At 65.7% G+C, this 16277-nt stretch carries 13 protein-coding genes; 2 read left to right on the top strand and 11 right to left on the bottom strand.

Going from position 1 to position 16277, the window contains the following annotated elements; genetic code table 11:
• Positions 1-179: 179 nt before the first annotated feature.
• The 8 genes from CAG33_RS20930 to CAG33_RS20965 all read right to left on the bottom strand — a co-directional run bounded on the left by CAG33_RS20930 (position 180) and on the right by CAG33_RS20965 (position 8434).
• Positions 180-1787, bottom strand: coding sequence for an AAA family ATPase (locus CAG33_RS20930; RefSeq protein WP_085640410.1), 1608 nt, complete (start codon positions 1785-1787; stop codon positions 180-182).
• A 10-nt stretch (positions 1788-1797) separates the two neighbouring features.
• A complete protein-coding gene (gene aroB / locus CAG33_RS20935) occupies positions 1798-2898 on the bottom strand; it encodes a 3-dehydroquinate synthase (protein ID WP_085585415.1) in 1101 nt (366 codons plus the stop codon).
• A 131-nt stretch (positions 2899-3029) separates the two neighbouring features.
• Positions 3030-3548, bottom strand: a complete 519-nt coding sequence (gene aroK, locus CAG33_RS20940; protein ID WP_085585417.1) for a shikimate kinase AroK — start codon at positions 3546-3548, stop codon at positions 3030-3032.
• 4 nt (positions 3549-3552) lie between these two features.
• Positions 3553-5631: a type IV pilus secretin PilQ gene (gene pilQ, locus CAG33_RS20945; RefSeq protein WP_085640412.1), complete on the bottom strand. Its 2079-nt coding sequence runs from the start codon at positions 5629-5631 to the stop codon at positions 3553-3555.
• 13 nt (positions 5632-5644) lie between these two features.
• Positions 5645-6169 (bottom strand): pilus assembly protein PilP, encoded by a 525-nt coding sequence (locus tag CAG33_RS20950; RefSeq protein ID WP_085585421.1) that lies wholly within the window; start codon positions 6167-6169, stop codon positions 5645-5647.
• Complete coding sequence (gene pilO / locus CAG33_RS20955) at positions 6166-6807, bottom strand: type 4a pilus biogenesis protein PilO (RefSeq protein ID WP_085585423.1); 642 nt, start codon at positions 6805-6807, stop codon at positions 6166-6168. Before pilO ends, CAG33_RS20950 begins: the two co-directional genes overlap by 4 nt.
• Complete coding sequence (locus CAG33_RS20960; RefSeq protein ID WP_085585425.1) at positions 6804-7370, bottom strand: PilN domain-containing protein; 567 nt, start codon at positions 7368-7370, stop codon at positions 6804-6806. The genes pilO and CAG33_RS20960 overlap by 4 nt, the downstream gene beginning before the upstream one ends.
• A complete protein-coding gene (locus tag CAG33_RS20965; protein ID WP_085640414.1) occupies positions 7370-8434 on the bottom strand; it encodes a pilus assembly protein PilM in 1065 nt (354 codons plus the stop codon). Before CAG33_RS20965 ends, CAG33_RS20960 begins: the two co-directional genes overlap by 1 nt.
• 219 nt (positions 8435-8653) lie before the next feature.
• Here CAG33_RS20965 and CAG33_RS20970 point away from each other — a divergent pair, with 219 nt between their 5' ends.
• Complete coding sequence (locus CAG33_RS20970) at positions 8654-11092, top strand: penicillin-binding protein 1A (RefSeq protein WP_371857677.1); 2439 nt, start codon at positions 8654-8656, stop codon at positions 11090-11092.
• A gap of 243 nt (positions 11093-11335) precedes the next feature.
• On the opposite strand, the gene CAG33_RS20975 is transcribed toward CAG33_RS20970, so the two are convergent.
• The 3 genes from CAG33_RS20975 to rpmE form a co-directional block, all read right to left on the bottom strand.
• Positions 11336-12604, bottom strand: a complete 1269-nt coding sequence (locus tag CAG33_RS20975; RefSeq protein WP_085585431.1) for a malic enzyme-like NAD(P)-binding protein — start codon at positions 12602-12604, stop codon at positions 11336-11338.
• Between the two features lie 182 nt (positions 12605-12786).
• Positions 12787-13569 (bottom strand): thermonuclease family protein, encoded by a 783-nt coding sequence (locus tag CAG33_RS20980; RefSeq protein ID WP_085585433.1) that lies wholly within the window; start codon positions 13567-13569, stop codon positions 12787-12789.
• Positions 13570-13610: 41 nt separating this feature from the next.
• On the bottom strand, positions 13611-13829 hold the full coding sequence (rpmE, locus tag CAG33_RS20985) for a 50S ribosomal protein L31 (RefSeq protein WP_085585435.1): 219 nt from the start codon (positions 13827-13829) through the stop codon (positions 13611-13613).
• Between the two features lie 203 nt (positions 13830-14032).
• Between rpmE and CAG33_RS20990 the strand changes: the two genes are divergently transcribed.
• Positions 14033-16252, top strand: coding sequence for a primosomal protein N' (locus CAG33_RS20990; RefSeq protein ID WP_085585437.1), 2220 nt, complete (start codon positions 14033-14035; stop codon positions 16250-16252).
• The last annotated feature ends 25 nt before the right edge of the window (positions 16253-16277 follow it).

Below are 16277 nucleotides of genomic sequence, written 5' to 3' on the forward strand. Positions count from 1 at the left end.
GTTTGTGAAATGTTTAAAGCGATCTGCTGTGCTAGTCAAAACTTTTTTAATTCTGACCGCAACGACTCAAAGACTACTGTGACGCAGACACCACAAGGCACGCGACCTTGGAAGGAAGCGCGCACTCGTGGAGATTTTGAGGTGCCGGGAGAGGCGGCCTGGGTAAGGCCGCCGAATCTTCAGCGAGTTGTAGCCAGTTCCTGTTGGACGCTGGCGACAGTGCGAGGCCAAGGTTTACCAGCCTGAACCTTCGCTGGCAAGGCCTTGATGGCAGAAACGGCCGCATCACGGTTGGCGAAGCTGCCATAGGTGATCACGTAGAGAGGCTTGCCGTTGAGGACTTTCTTGAAATAGCGGTACTCGCCGCCCTGCTCCTTGATGAAGCTTTGCGCGGTCGCTTCGGAGCTGGTGCCGAGGATCTGCACCACGTAGTTGCCCGGCGCCTGGCCGGCGTACCAGCTGCCGCCGGCAGCCTTGGCGACCGGCTTCTCGGCGGGCTTCTCGGCTGGTTTGGCGGCCGCCACAGGCTTGGCCGGCGCCGGGGCCGGTTTGGCCGCAGGCGCGACAGGGGCAGGCTTGGCGACGGCGACTTGGGTCGGGGCCGGCGCAGGCTTCGCCGCCGGCACGGGCACAGGCACCGGAACCGGGGTCGGTGCAGGGCCGGCCGGCACACCCGCCGGCGGCGCGGTGGTGGTCACGGTCGGCGGCGTGGCGCTGGAGCCCTCGACCGGCACACCGTCGTCGCCTTCGGTGATGCCGCCGGCCGCTTCGGCCAGCGGGCCGCGCATCACCGGCTGCGAGTTGCCGACCAACGGCAACGGCATCGGCTGGGTGTTGCCGTTGAACTCGACGGACGGAGCACCGCCCTGACCGCCCTGCCCCAGCGGCAGCTGGGCCTGTTCGTTGGCCGGTGCGCCGGCGGTCGGCGCCTTGCTGCGGCCCGGCATCAGCCAGGCGGCCGCGACCGCGACCACGACCACGGCGGAAATCGCCAATACGTGTTTCTTCGGCATGTTGAACCCCATACTTGGACGCTTGACCGCAGTGCGGCTGGCGATCATGGCTTCGATCATCGCATCGCGGGCGACCTGGTTGATGTTGCCCGGCCAGCCCTCGGAGCTTTCGTGAATATCAGAGATCTGATCTGCGGTGAAAAGTTCGATGCCGCGGCCTGCGCCTTCGAGCCGCTGGTCGAGGTACTCGCGGGTTTCCTCTTCCGTGTACGGCTGCAGCTCGATCACATGGAAGCGCTCTTCCTCAAGCTGCAGCGCGTCGAGCTGGGCGATCAGCGACGACTCGCCGAACAGGAACACGTGCGGACGGCCCTCCGGCGCACCGGCGCCCAAGGCCATCAGGGCCTCGAGGGCCGACTCGTCGAGCTGCTCGGCGTCATCCACCAGCAGGTAGACCTCCTGACCGGTCAGCGCCAGCTGCACCACCTGGGCGAGGATCGCGTTGACGTCGGCCTGGGCCACGTCCAGCGCCTGGGCCACCTGGCGCAGCACACCGGCCGCGTCGCCGGCGCCACGGGCCGAGACGACGACGCTCTGCACCGACTGCTTGTTGGTGCTGGCCACCAGCGCCTGGCGCAACAGGGTCTTGCCGCTGCCCTGAGGGCCGGTGACCACCAGCAGCAACTGGCTGTAGCGCGCCAGATGATGGAGCTGGCCCAGCACTGGCTTGCGCTGGGCGGGGAAGAATTTGAAGCCCGGCACCCTTGGCGCGAACGGGTCGTGACTTAACTGGAAATGGCCGAGGAACGCCTCGTCGGCATGCAAACTGGTCATCGGAATCCTATCAACCTTTAAGCTGAGCCAGGGCGCGGTAGTCCGCTCCCAGCGTGGCCTGTAGAACCTCTTTCGGATAATCGTCGGTCACCACCGCTTCGCCCATCCGGCGCAGCAGCACCAGGCGCAAGCGACCGTCGATCACTTTCTTGTCAATTGCCATGTGTTCGAGGAAATCGGCCTCGGTCATCTCTTCGGGCGGCACCACCGGCAGGCCGGCGCGCTGGAACAGGCGGATGCCGCGGTCACGCTCCCGGGCGCTGATCCAGCCCAGGCGCGCGGACATGTCCAGGGCCATGACCGTACCGGCGGCGACCGCCTCGCCATGCAACCAGACACCATAGCCCATGTGGGTCTCGATGGCGTGGCCGAAGGTATGGCCGAGGTTGAGGGTGGCGCGAACGCCGGACTCCCGTTCGTCGGCGCCGACCACGGCCGCCTTGGCCGCGCAGGAACGCTCGATGGCGTAGGTCAGCGCCTGCGGGTCGAGGTTGCGCAGCTTGTCGACGTTGTCTTCGAGCCAGGTCAGGAACGGCTCGTCGCAGATCAGCCCGTACTTGATGACTTCCGCCAGACCGGCGGACAGCTCGCGCGCCGGCAAGGTCTTGAGCGAGGCGGTGTCGATCAGCACCACGTTCGGCTGATAGAACGCGCCGACCATGTTCTTGCCCAGCGGATGGTTGATCCCGGTCTTGCCGCCCACCGACGAATCGACCTGGGACAGTAGCGTGGTGGGGATCTGGATGAAGTCGACGCCGCGCTGGTAGCAGGCGGCCGCAAAACCGGCCATGTCGCCGATGACGCCGCCGCCCAGGGCGATCACGGTGGTGCGGCGGTCGTGCCGGGCGGTCAGCAGGCCGTCGAAGATCAGTTGCAGGGTTTCCCAGTTCTTGTGCGCCTCGCCGTCTGGCAGCACCACCGAGATCACCGAGTACGGCGCCAGAGTGCGGGTCAGACGCTCAAGATAGAGCGGCGCCACGGTCTCGTTGGAGACGATCGCCACTTGCCGCCCATGGATGTGCGGAGCCAACAGTTCAGGTCGGTCCAACAAACCTTCGCCAATATGAATCGGGTAGCTGCGCTCGCCCAGATCGACCTTGAGTGTCTGCATGTGTCCCCACAGTGAAGATGGCTGAATTATCGGATGTCCGCGGTCTTAGCCGGTATGACGTCGCCCGCACGCCATCCGCCACACCCCCGGGCATGACGGGACGCCGAGGATAGCGCATTTCGGGCGGCGCTTTAACGGGGCGGAAGCTGCTGCAGACGGTCGAGGATGTCGAGCACCACCAGGCGCGGTGGCCGCTCGTCGGTTTCCACCACCAGATCGGCGATCTCCCGGTACAGCGGGTCACGGATCGCCAGCAGGTCGCGCAGGGTCTTTTCCGGATCGGCGGTGCGCAGCAACGGCCGGTTGCGGTCGCGTGACGTGCGCCCGACCTGCTGCTCGACGGAGGCGTGCAGGTACACCACCCGCCCGCCCTCGTGCAGGGCCTTGCGGTTGGCGTCGCGCATCACCGCGCCCCCGCCGGTGGCCAGCACCACGCCGTCGAACGCGCACAGCTCGGCGATCATCGCCTGCTCGCGGTCACGAAAGCCGGGCTCGCCTTCCTTGTCGAAGATCCACGGGATATTGGCGCCCGTGCGCAGTTCAATTTCCTTGTCGGAATCTTTGAACGGCAGGCGCAGCTCTTTGGCCAGCAACCGGCCGATGGTGCTTTTTCCAGCGCCCATCGGGCCTACAAGAATCAAATTTCGCACAGAATCAACGACTCACAGCAATCGCCTGGTTATTCATGATACGCGGAGTGAGGAAGACCAGCAGCTCGGATTTTTTCTCCGAGACCACATCACGCCGGAAAAGGCGGCCAAGATACGGCACATCGCCAAGAAATGGCACCTTATCTACGACCTTGCTTTGAGTATTTGAGAAAACGCCCCCGATCACGATGGTTTCGCCGTCGTTCACCAGCACCTTGGCGTTGACCTCGTTTTTCTTGATCGGCGGCACATCCTGCACCTTGTTCAGGTAGTCCGGTTCGTCCTTGGTGACCTTGACCTCCATGATGATGCGGTTGTCCGGGGTGATCTGTGGCGTCACCTCCAGCGACAGCGAAGCCTCCTTGAACGACACCGAGGTGGCGCCGCTGGAGCTGGCTTCCTGGTAGGGGATTTCGGTGCCCTTGAGGATCTTGGCGGTTTCCTTGTCGGAGGTGACCACCTTCGGCTGGGAGACGATTTCCCCGTTGCCGGTCTTCTCCATGGCAGTCAGTTCGAGATCGAGCAGCACGTTGTCGGTGATGAAGGCGATGCCGATCCCCGAGGTGTTGCCGGTGGTGCCCATGTCGACGAACGGCGTGTTGGTGCTGGTGCTGCCCGGCGTGCCGATGGTGGTGGACGCGCCGTTGGTCACGCCGGAGGTGTTCCAGTTGCCCTTGTTGCGGATCGATCCGCCCCAGCGCACGCCCAGGCTCTTGTCGTAATCGACGTTGGCCTCGACGATCCGCGCCTCGATCATCACCTGGCGCACCGGGATGTCCAGTTGCGCCACGATCCGCCGCAGCTCGTCGAGGCGATCCTGGGTCTGGTAGGCAATGATGTTGTTGGTGCGTTCATCGACGGTGATCGACCCGCGTTCGTCGACTTTCGCCTCGGCGCTGGTCACCGACTGGAACAGCTTGGCGATGTCCGCCGCCTTGGCGTAGTTGACCTGCAGCAGCTCGCGGCGCAGCGGCGCCAGTTCGGCGATCTGCTTCTGCGACTCGAGTTCCTGCCGCTCGCGGGCGGCGATCTCATCGGCCGGCGCCACCAGCAGCACGTTGCCGATCTTGCGCTTGTCCAGCCCCTTGGTCTTGAGCACCAGGTCCAGGGCCTGATCCCACGGCACGTTCTGCAGACGCAAAGTGATCCCGCCCTGCACCGTGTCGCTGGCCACCAGGTTGAGGTTGGTGAAGTCGGCGATCAGCTGCAGCACCGAGCGCACGTCGATGTCCTGGAAATTCAGCGAAAGCTTCTCGCCGCTGTAGCTGTTGCGGTCGGCGTTGCGCTTTTGCAGGTCATCGACCGTCATCGGCCGGATGCTGACGGTGAGCTTGTTGTCGGTCTGGTAGGTCGAGTACTCGTAGGTGCCGACGGGCTCGACGGTCACGGTCGCCCGGTCGCCGCTGACGCTGGAGCTGACGAACTGCACCGGCGTGGCGAAGTCCTTGACGTCGAGGCGCACCCGCAGCGGTTCGGGCAGTTGGGTGCGGGTGAAGTTGAGGACGATCTTGCCGTCGCGTTCCTGGATGTCCGGGGCGATGGCCGGGTCGGACAGGTCGATGACCACATTGCCCTCGCCCGCCGTGCCACGCTGGAAGTCCACGCCCCGGATGGCCCTGGCCGTCGGGGCGTAAGCCTTGGCCGGCGCGGCGGCCGGCACGGGGCGCGATGTGGCCGCCGCCGTGCGGGGCGCAGCCTTGCGGGCGCCCTGGCCGACCACGACGAACAGCGTGTTGCCTTCGACCCGGGTGTCGTAGGGCACCAGCTGGGTCAGGTTGATGATCATCCGCGTCCGGTCCTTGGCCTCGACCACCGTGGCCGAGCGGGCATTGCCGCTGCCCAGGTCACGGGTCTTGTTCGCCAGCTGGCTGGAGACGCCCGGCAGGTCGAGGGCGATCCGTGCCGGCGAATCGGTGGTGTAGCCCTTGGGCTGCGGCGGCGGGCCGTCGAAGGACAGCTTCAGCTCGACCCGCTCACCCGGCAGCGCCGCCACGTCCAGGGCCTTGAGGGTGGCCGCATCGACCATCGGCGACAGCAGCGCTATCCATAGCGAAAGACCGAAGGTTGCGAAAATCCTGTTCATTGTTCGTCTTCCACTATGAGTGCTCTTTCAAAGGAATGGTGCGCGGCCGCTCCAGCCAGGCGCCCTCGCCGTCGGGAACGATTTCGACCACATCGACCTGGGAGGCGCTGATGGCGACGATGCGACCGTCGTTGCGCCCCAGGTAGTCGCCGACCTTCAGCCGGTGCACCCCGCCCGCCCCGCGCAGCAGCGCGAAGGCGCCGGAGGCGTTGGAAATCGTGCCGACCATCTCGAACTGCTCGATGTTGAAACCTTCGAGGTACTGCTTGACCCGGTTGGGGTCGGGCCGAACATTGCGCGAGCCGTGCCGCTGCCCCGCCAGGTCGACCCGCACCTGGCGGGAGAACGGGCTGCGCAGGTTCGCTGCGCTGTAGGTGAAGGTCGGATAGGCATGGAAGACCGGCGTGGGCTCGATCTTGCCGGGCGGGCGCTGGCGGATCTCGTTCATGTACGCGTCGAGGTCGCTGAAGTCGCCGCCCCCGCAGCCACCCAGCCCCAGCGCCAGGGCAAGCGCAATGAAACACCGGATCGGGCTCATGGCGTCGGCCCCTTGTCTTGCGGCTGTCCCTTGTCGTTGTAGCGGTAGGTCTTGGCCAGGATGCTCATGCGCAGCTTCGAGCCGCCTTCGGGGTTGGCCGGCGCGAGTTCGAAATCGTGCAGGGTGACGATCCGGGGCAACCCGGCCACGCCGCTGACGAATGTCGCCAGGTCGTGATAGCCGCCGGTGACGGTGATCTGGATCGGCAGCTCGATGTAGAACTGCTGGACCACCTCCGGCAGCAGCTTGATCTCTTCGAACTCGAGCCCGCTGCCGAGCCCCGTCCGGGTGATGTCCTCCAGCAGGCCCGGCACCTCGGTGTCGCTGGGCAACTGACGCAGCAGCACGCCGAACGAGTTTTCCATCTCCTTCATCTGCCGGGTGTAGAGCTCGAGGTTGGCCGCCATGTGCGCCTTGGTCGCGAACTGCTCCTTCAGCGTGGCCTCTTCCTCGCGCTTGAGCTCGAGCTGGTTCTCCAGGTCGCTGATGAAGAAGTTGTAGCCAAGCGCCAGCACCAGCACCATCAGCAACGCGCCGGCCAGCCCCTTCACCGCGGTCGGCCAGGAGCCGATGTTGCCGGTGTCCAGGTCGTTGAAGTCGATGCTGCGCAGGCTGCCCAGCCATTCGGACGGCTTCATTGGACGTCCTCCGCCAGCTTGGGCCGGGTCTGGCGAACGGTCAGCTGAAAGGTGTTGGCCTGATCCAGCTGCCCGGCGGTGGTCGCCTTCACTTCGTTGAGGACCGGCGCATCGAACCAGTCGGAGGCGTCGAGGTTGCGCATCAGGTCGGAGACGCGGTTGTTCGACTCCGCCGCACCGCTGATCGACAAGGTCTTGCCGACCATCTTCACGTCGGTGAAGTACACCCCGTCAGGCAGGGTGCGGGCGAGCTGGTCGAAGATCCGCCCGCTGACCTGCCGGTTGCCCTGCAGATCCTGGATGATGCGCATGCGCTCCACCAGTTGCTGGCGACGGGCCTTGAGTTCGCTGATCTGTTTGATCCGCTCGTCGACCGAGGCGATCTGCTTGCCGATGTAGTCGTTGCGCGACGTTTGCCGCTCGATGGCCGCGCCGATGATCTGGTCGGCGATCAGCACCGCGCCCACCGACCCCACCAGCACGCCGGTCAACGCCAGCAGGAAACGCTTGCGCCGCTCTTCGCGGCGCTCCTCGCGCCAGGGCAGAAGGTTGATCCGCGCCATCAGTCGAAACTCCTGAGCGCCAGCCCGCAGGCGATCATCAGGGCCGGCGCATCGCTGGCCAGCGCCCCGGCGTTGACCTTGCCGCTCAACGCCATGTCGGAAAACGGGTTGGCGACCTGGGTCAGCGTGCCCAGGCGCTGTTCGATCAGGCTGTCGAGCCCCGGCACCGATGCCGTGCCCCCGGCCAGCAGGATATGGTCGACCGCATTGTACTGGCCGGACGCGAAGAAGAACTGCAGCGAACGCGACACCTGCTGCACCAGCGCCTCGCGGAACGGCTGGAGCACTTCGCCGACATAGTCGTCCGGCAGGCCGCCCTGTTTCTTCGCCAGCCCCGCCTGCTCAAAGGTCAGGCCATAGCGGCGCTGGATCTCCTCGGTGAGCTGGCGCCCGCCGAACAGTTGCTCGCGGGTGTAGATGATCCGGCCATTGTGCAGGACGCTCAGGGTGGTCATGGTCGCACCGATGTCGACCACGGCGACCGTCAGGCGCTCCTGGGATTGCGCCAGCTGGGTCGCGAGCAGGCCGAACGAGCGCTCCAGGGCATAGGCCTCGACATCCACCACCCGCGCCGTGAGTCCCGCCAGGGCCAGGGCGGCTTCGCGGACTTCGACGTTCTCCTTGCGGCAGGCCGCCAGCAGCACGTTGACCCGCTCGGCGTTGCGCGGCGACACGCCCTGCACCTCGAAATCGATGGCGACTTCGTCCAGCGGATAGGGAATGTACTGATCGGCCTCGATCCGGAGCTGGTTCTCCATCTCGTCGTCGGACAGGCCGGCATCCATCTCGATGACCTTGGTGATCACCGCCGATCCGGCCACCGCCACCGCCACGCCCTTGAGCCCCGTGCGCGCCTTGGCCAGCACCCTGGACAGGGCATGGCCGACGCCTTCGAGTTCGGCGATGTTCTTTTCGACCACGGCGTTCGCCGGCAACGGCTCCACCGCGTAGGCCTCGACCCGGTAGCGCTCGCCCTGGCGGCTCAGCTCCAGCAGCTTCACCGACGTGGAGCTGATGTCGATCCCCAGCAGCGTGTTGGTCTTTTTGTTGAAGAGTCCTGGCACTGCCCAATCCCTATGACTATCCGTGACTTACGGACTCCGTTATGCGCCTTGCGTTCCCTCGCCCCGTCTTGACAGAAGCGCAAATGACGCCCCCAGCGGAAAAGTGCTTATAATGCCCAGCGATTTTTTCCGCTTTTACCGCCAGCGCGGGCCCTTCGTGCATGTCGCCGCAAGCCCGTCGCCAATTTCATTCTTTGCCCTGGATGTCCAAGAGCCTTGATTCGTCTGCTGAAATTTTTCGGTTGGTCCATCGTCGCCGTTTTCTGCGGACTGCTTTTAGGTCTCAGCGGCGCGTTCCTTTACCTTAGTCCGGGTTTGCCATCTGTGGAGGCGCTGAGAAGCATTCAGTTGCAGATTCCGCTCCGGGTGTACAGCAGCGACAACAAGTTGATCGCAGAATTTGGCGAAATGCGCCGCACGCCGATCCGTTTCGCCGACATTCCCCCCAATTTCATCAATGCGTTACTAAGTGCTGAAGACGACAACTTCGCCAACCACTACGGCGTCGATCCGAGCAGCCTGATGCGCGCCGCGACCCAACTGCTCAAGAGCGGCCATATCCAGTCCGGCGGCAGCACCATCACCATGCAGGTGGCGAAGAACTTCTTCCTGACCAGCGAACGCAGCTTCTCGCGCAAGACCACCGAAATTCTCCTGGCCCTGCAGATCGAGCGGCAGCTGACCAAGGACGAGATCCTTGAGCTGTACGTGAACAAGATCTATCTGGGCAACCGCGCCTACGGCATCGAGGCCGCGGCGCAGGTGTACTACGGCAAGTCGATCCGCGAGGTCAGCCTGGCGCAGATGGCGATGATCGCCGGCCTGCCCAAGGCCCCGTCGCGCTTCAACCCGCTGGCCAACCCGGCGCGCAGCAAGGAGCGCCGCGACTGGATCCTGGGGCGCATGTACAAGCTGGGCAAGATCACCGAGGCGGACTACACCGCCGCCGTCAACGAGCCGCTGAACGCCAGCTACCACGTGCCGACCCCGGAAGTGAACGCCCCGTACATCGCCGAAATGGCCCGGGCGGAAATGGTCGGTCGCTACGGCAGCGACGCTTACACCGAAGGCTTCCGCGTCACCACCACGGTGCCGAGCAACCTGCAGGAAATGGCCAACAACGCCTTGCATGAAGGCCTGATGACCTACGACCAGCGCCACGGCTACCGCGGCCCCGAATCGCGCCTGCCCGGCAAGACCCGCGAGGCCTGGGCCAACGAGCTGACCAAGCAGCGCACCATCAGCAGCCTGGAGCCGGCCATCGTCACCCAGGTCGACAAGAACGGCCTGCAGGTGCTCACCCGCACCGGCGAAGAACACGTCGCCTGGGACACCATGAAGTGGGCCCGGCCGTTCCTCAACACCAACAGCATGGGCGCCGCCCCGCGCCAGCCATCGGACGTGGCGCAGGTGGGCGACCTGGTGCGCGTGCAGCGCCAGGCGAACAACTCGCTCAAGTTCAGCCAGATTCCTCAGGCCCAGGGCGCGCTGGTGTCCCTGGATCCGCAGAACGGCGCGATCCGCTCGCTGGTCGGCGGTTTTGCCTTCGAGCAGAGCAATTACAACCGCGCCATGCAGGCCAAGCGCCAGCCGGGTTCGAGTTTCAAGCCGTTCGTCTACAGCGCCGCGCTGGACAACGGCTACACCGCCGCCAGCCTGGTCAACGACGCGCCGATCGTGTTCGTCGACGAATACCTGGACAAGGTCTGGCGTCCGAAGAACGACACCAACACCTTCCTCGGCCCGATCCGCCTGCGCGAAGCGCTGTACAAGTCGCGTAACCTGGTGTCGATCCGCCTGCTGCAGGCGATGGGCGTCGGCAAGACCATCGACTACATCACCCGCTTCGGCTTCAACAAGCAGGACCTGCCACCGAACCTGTCCCTGGCGCTGGGCACCGCGACCCTGACGCCGATGGAGATCGCCACCGGCTGGAGCACCTTCGCCAACGGCGGCTACAAGGTCACGCCGTACATCATCGACAGGATCGAAAGCCGCAACGGCGACACCCTGTTCGTCGCCAACCCGCCGACGGTGCCTCAAGGCACGGCGGCCACCGACGGCATCGCCGCCCCGGCCACCCCGTCGTTCACCGTCAACGCCACACCGGGCGAAGCCCCCGGCAGCAACGTGGCGCCGCAGACGCCGGCGGTGGCCGAACGGATCGTCGACGGCCGCACCACCTACATCCTCAACAGCATGCTGCAGGACGTGATCAAGCTCGGCACCGGCCGCCGTGCGCTGGCCATGGGCCGCAGCGACATCGCCGGCAAGACCGGCACCACCAACGAATCGAAGGACGCCTGGTTCTCCGGCTACAACGCAGACTACGTGACCACGGTCTGGACCGGTTTCGACCAGCCGGAAAGCCTCGGCCGCCGGGAGTTCGGCGGCACCGTGGCGCTGCCGATCTGGATGAACTACATGTCCGCCGCCCTCAAGGACAAGCCGCCGCATGTCCAGGCGGAGCCGGAAGGCATCCTCAGTCTGCGGGTGGATCCGGTCAGCGGCCGCGCCGCCTCGCCGAGCACGCCGGGCGCGTACTTCGAGCTGTTCAAGGCCGAAGACACACCGCCGTCGGTCAACGAGATCGGCAATGGCGCCGTGCCGGGCAGTCCGCTGCCGGCGGACGAACAGGCGCCGATCGATCTGTTCTGATCGCAGCCCCAAAAGAGCCCCGCCTTCGCGAGAAGTGCGGGGCTTTTTTTATACCTGTCGGATTTGCAGTGAATGAACTGGTCTCATCGCCAGCAAGCTGGTTCCCACAGAGTGGGTACAGTGCAAAAAACGGTGGGAGCCAGCCTGCTGGCGATGGGGCCGGTGAAGCCGGCACAGAACCCTCAGGCACAAAAAAGCCCCGACTCTCACGAGCCGGGGCTTCGATTGAAGCGCTACGACGGCTTAGCCGTTGAACACGTCATCCACGCTTTTCAGCGGGTAGTTCTTCGGATACGGCAGGGTCGCCACACCGGTCTCGATGGCGGCCTTGGCCACCGCGTCGGAAACGACGGTGATCAGGCGGGCGTCCATCGGCTTCGGAATGATGTACTCACGGCCGAACTCCAGCGCGTCGACGCCGTAGGCGGCGCAGACTTCCTTCGGCACCGGCAGCTTGGCCAGGTCTTTCAGGGCGTTGGCGGCGGCGATCTTCATTTCTTCGTTGATGCGCTTGGCGCGAACATCCAGGGCACCGCGGAAGATGAACGGGAAGCCCAGCACGTTGTTGACCTGGTTCGGGTAGTCCGAACGGCCGGTGGCCATGATCACGTCGTTGCGGGTGGCGTGGGCCAGTTCCGGGGCGATTTCCGGATCCGGGTTGGAGCAGGCGAACACGATCGGGTTGGCCGCCATGCGTTTGAGCTGCTCGGCAGTCAGCAGGTTCGGGCCGGACAGGCCGACGAACACGTCCGCGCCTTCGATGGCGTCGTCCAGGGTGCGCTTGTCGGTGGCGTGGGCGAACACGGCCTTGTACTGGTTCAGGTCGTCACGGCCGGCGTGGATCACACCGGTGCGGTCGATCATGTAGATGTTCTCGACCTTGGCGCCCATGCTCACCAGCAGCTTCATGCAGGAGATGGCGGCGGCGCCGGCGCCCAGGCAGACGATCTTGGCGTCGGCCAGGGTCTTGCCGGCGATTTCCAGGGCGTTGATCATGCCGGCGGCGGTCACGATGGCGGTGCCGTGCTGGTCATCGTGGAACACCGGGATGTCGCACTGTTCGATCAGGGCGCGCTCGATCTCGAAGCACTCGGGTGCCTTGATGTCTTCCAGGTTGATGCCGCCGAAGGTGATGGAGATGCGCTTGACGGTGTCGATGAAGGCTTGCGGGCTTTCCGAGTCGACTTCGATGTCGAACACGTCGATGCCGGCGAAGCGCTTGAACAGCACGCCCTTGCCTTCCATCACAGGCTTGGAGGCCAGCGGGCCGAGGTTGCCCAGGCCGAGAATCGCGGTGCCATCGGAAATGACTGCAACCAGGTTGCCCTTGCCGGTGTACTTGTAGGCCAGTTCAGGATCGCGGGCGATCTCGCGTACCGGCTCGGCTACGCCGGGGCTGTAGGCCAGCGACAGGTCGCGGGCGGTGGCGGTGGCCTTGGTGAGCTCGACACTCAGCTTCCCTGGACGAGGATTGGCGTGATATTCGAGAGCGGCAGTTTTCAGATCAGACATTTTGGCATTCCGCTTTTTACTGTTGGACAGACTGGTCAGCGAGGATACGCGCCTCGCAAAGTCCTCACAAGACTGGCCGGTCACCCCTGTCAAGCGCGCTGTCCTACGACTTTGGGCCAAGAGCCACGGCCCGCAAGGGCTGGACTGTTCACAATCACCGGCAAAAATGTCTACAATTTTTTTCAGCGGGAAGGCTGCAGCATGGCCGGATCCGTCAACGGCAGCAGCCAGCGCGGCTGTCCCGGCGACGATCCGCCGCGCCGCGAGCGGTCGACCACCCAGCCACGGGCCTCGATCTGCCTGCCTTCCAGCCGTTGCAGCGCCGCGCCGTCGAAACGGTCTAGCAGATTGGGCGCAACGCGCAGTACAAGCGCGTCCTGTATTTCGATCAAGATTGCGCCCCGATTGCGTCGGACCGTGCTCACACGCCCGCTGACCACGGCAAAGCCCGAGCGGGCGATCTGCTCCGCTTTCAGTACAGGCGAGCGCTTCCACACGCCGCGCCCGGCCCGTCGCGCCTGGCGTTCGGCGGCCTGCTGGCAGGCGACGAAATCCACGTTCGGCGCCACCGCCACCTGATACCCGAGGCCGTCAGCGAGCATTTGCGCTTCGAGATTGACGCCGCCGCGGCTGAAAACGTGCGCCAGCGTCCGACCGTAACGGTCCTTGGACTCCTTGCCGGGCAGCAGGCCGACGCGCCCGCCGCTGTCGGCCACCAGCGACGCCAGGCGTTGGCGCGCCGCCTCGGCGAACGGCTCGTCGCGGCGGCCCTGCTTGCCCAGCTCCGGGGTGTTGAGCCCGATCATCCGCACGCTGCGCCCGTCGCTCAGGCGCAGGGTGTCGCCGTCCACCACACGCTGCACCGCGACATCAGCCAATCCGCCGGGCGCCGGGCAGAACGCCTGGGCGCCCGGCAGCCAAATCGCGGACACAAAAAAGGCGCCCGCAAGGGACGCCTTTTTCATCAGACCGGAAAAGCCTTGAAGGTTTTCCAGAATGAGCGGCCTTAGGCCTTTTTCGCGCCGAAAGCACCGAAACGGTCGGCGAACTTCTGAACGCGACCACCGGTGTCCAGAGTCTTCTGCTTACCGGTGTAGAACGGGTGGCACTCGTTGCAAACGTCGATCGGCAGAGCTTTGCCGTGAGTCGAACGGGTGACGAACTTGTTACCGCAGCTGCAGGTAACATCGATTTCAACGTAGTTTGGATGAATATCGGCTTTCATGGTGCTTTCCTCAGCTAGCGTGCCGCCACCCAACACGATTGTTGAATACCGCACGGAATTAGGGCGCGGATTCTACCAGACCTTGCCGATCACGCAAGCTGTCCCTTGAACCGACCGTCTGCTAGGCTCCCGCCCCATAGGCGACGCCCCACAGGTCATGTGCGCGACCGCTCCTTTCATCAGTCTGCCGATCGAGACCCCGCGTGCCCGACGCCATCTTGCGCCTCGCCTTGCCCTCCCCCCTGCGCCGCCTGTTCGACTACCGCGCTCCGGCCGGCGTGCCGCGCGACCGTCTGCAGCCGGGCATGCGCCTGCGGGTGCCGTTCGGCCGGCGGGAAATGATCGGGATCCTGGTGGAGGTCTGCGACACCAGCGACGTGCCGGCGGACAAGCTCAAGCCCGCGCTGGCCCTGCTCGACGCCAGCGCACCGCTGCCGCCGGCCCTGTTCAAGCTGTGCCTGTGGACGGCCCAGTACTATCAGCACAGCCTCGGCGACACCCTGAACTGGGCGCTGCCGGTGCTGCTGCGCCAGGGTGAGCCCGCCGAGGCCCGCCAGGAACGCTTCTGGTCGGCGGCCCCAGGCGCCAGCCTCGACGACCCGCGCATCGCCCGCGCCCCGCGCCAGCGGGAGGCCCTGGCCACACTGGCCCAGCATCCGCACGGCGTCGCCCACGGGCTGCTGGGCAAACTGATGCTGAACAAGGACAGCCTCGACCTGTTGCTGGCCAAGGACCTGGTGCAGGTGGAGGTGCGCCGCCATGCGCCGGGCGTGCGCCACGAGCATTGGCTGGCGCAGCCGGAGCTGCCGCTCAACGCCGAACAGCGCGCAGCCTATGAGGCGATCCGCGCCGGCTTCGACAGTTATCACGCGTTCCTGCTGGCCGGCGTCACCGGCAGCGGCAAGACCGAAGTCTACCTGCAACTGATCCGCGAAACCCTCGAAGCCGGCAAGCAGGCCCTGGTGCTGATCCCCGAGATCAACCTCGGTCCGCAGACCCTGACGCGCTTCGAGCAGCGCTTCAACGCGCGCATCGCCCTGCTCCATTCGGCGGTCAACGACCGTGACCGCCTCGACGCCTGGCTCGCCGCCCGGGACGGCGAGGCCGACATCATCATCGGCACCCGTTCGGCGCTGTTCACCCCAATGAAGAACCCGGGGCTGATCATCATCGACGAAGAGCACGACGGCTCCTATAAACAGCAGGAAGGCCTGCGCTACCACGCCCGGGACCTGGCGCTGGTGCGCGCACGGCAGGAGAACATCCCGATCGTCCTCGGCTCCGCGACGCCTTCGCTGGAAAGCCTGCACAACGCCTACACCGGCCGCTACGGCCTGCTGCGCCTGAACGAGCGCGCCGGCGGCGCCAAGCAACCGCGTTTCCTGCGCCTGGACGTGAAGAGCCGGCCGCTGGACAGCGGCATCAGCGGCCCGATGCAGCAAGCCATCGGCCAGACCCTCGCCGCCGGCCAGCAAGTGCTGGTGTTCCTCAACCGCCGGGGCTTCGCGCCGACCCTGCTGTGCCACGACTGCGGCTGGATGTCCGAATGCCAGCGCTGCGATGCGCGGATGACCGTGCACCAGCGCTACGGCGAACTGCGCTGCCACCATTGCGGCCATGTCGAGCGCGTGCCGCGCCAGTGCCCCAAGTGCGAGCGGGTCGACCTGCGGCCGGTGGGCGCCGGCACCGAACGGGCCGAGGAGCGGCTGGCGATCCTGTTCCCGGACTACCCGGTGCTGCGGGTCGACCGCGACAGCACCTCGCGCAAGGACGCGATGAACCAGCTGTTCGCCACCATCCAGAAAGGCCAGCCGTGCATTCTGGTCGGCACCCAGATGCTGGCCAAGGGGCACCACTTTCCCCGGGTCACGCTGGTGTCGATCCTCGACGCCGACGGCGGCCTGTTCTCCGGCGACTTTCGCGCAAGCGAAAGGATGGCGCAGCTCATCGTGCAGGTGGCCGGCCGCGCCGGACGGGCGGAGGAGCCGGGCAAGGTGATCATCCAGACCCACCTCGCCGACCATCCTTTATTGGTGCAACTGACCGAACAGGGCTACTTCGCCTTCGCCGAGCAGGCCTTGAGCGAGCGCCGCGCCGCCGGCCTGCCGCCGTTCGCCCACCTGGCGCTGCTGCGCGCCGAGGCGCACAAGCCGGGCCAGGCCGAAGCTTTTCTCGACGAAGCGTGCAGCGCAGCCGAACGCATGCTGGCCGAGCAGAACCTCGGCGGCATCGAACTGCTGGGCCCGGTGCCGGCACCGATGGAGCGCCGGGCCGGGCGCTATCGGGCTCAATTGCTGCTGCAGGCGACGGCGCGGGCTCCGTTGCACCGGCTGCTGGCCGGTTGGCTGCTGGCCCTTGAGCAGATGCCGAGCGGGCGGGCGGTGCGCTGGTCGCTGGATGTCGATCCGGTGGACCTGTACTGACGGACGGATCGCCATCGCCGGCCGG

The sequence above is a fragment of the Pseudomonas sp. B3(2017) genome (assembly GCF_002113595.1).
GTDB lineage: Bacteria > Pseudomonadota > Gammaproteobacteria > Pseudomonadales > Pseudomonadaceae > Aquipseudomonas > Aquipseudomonas ekonensis.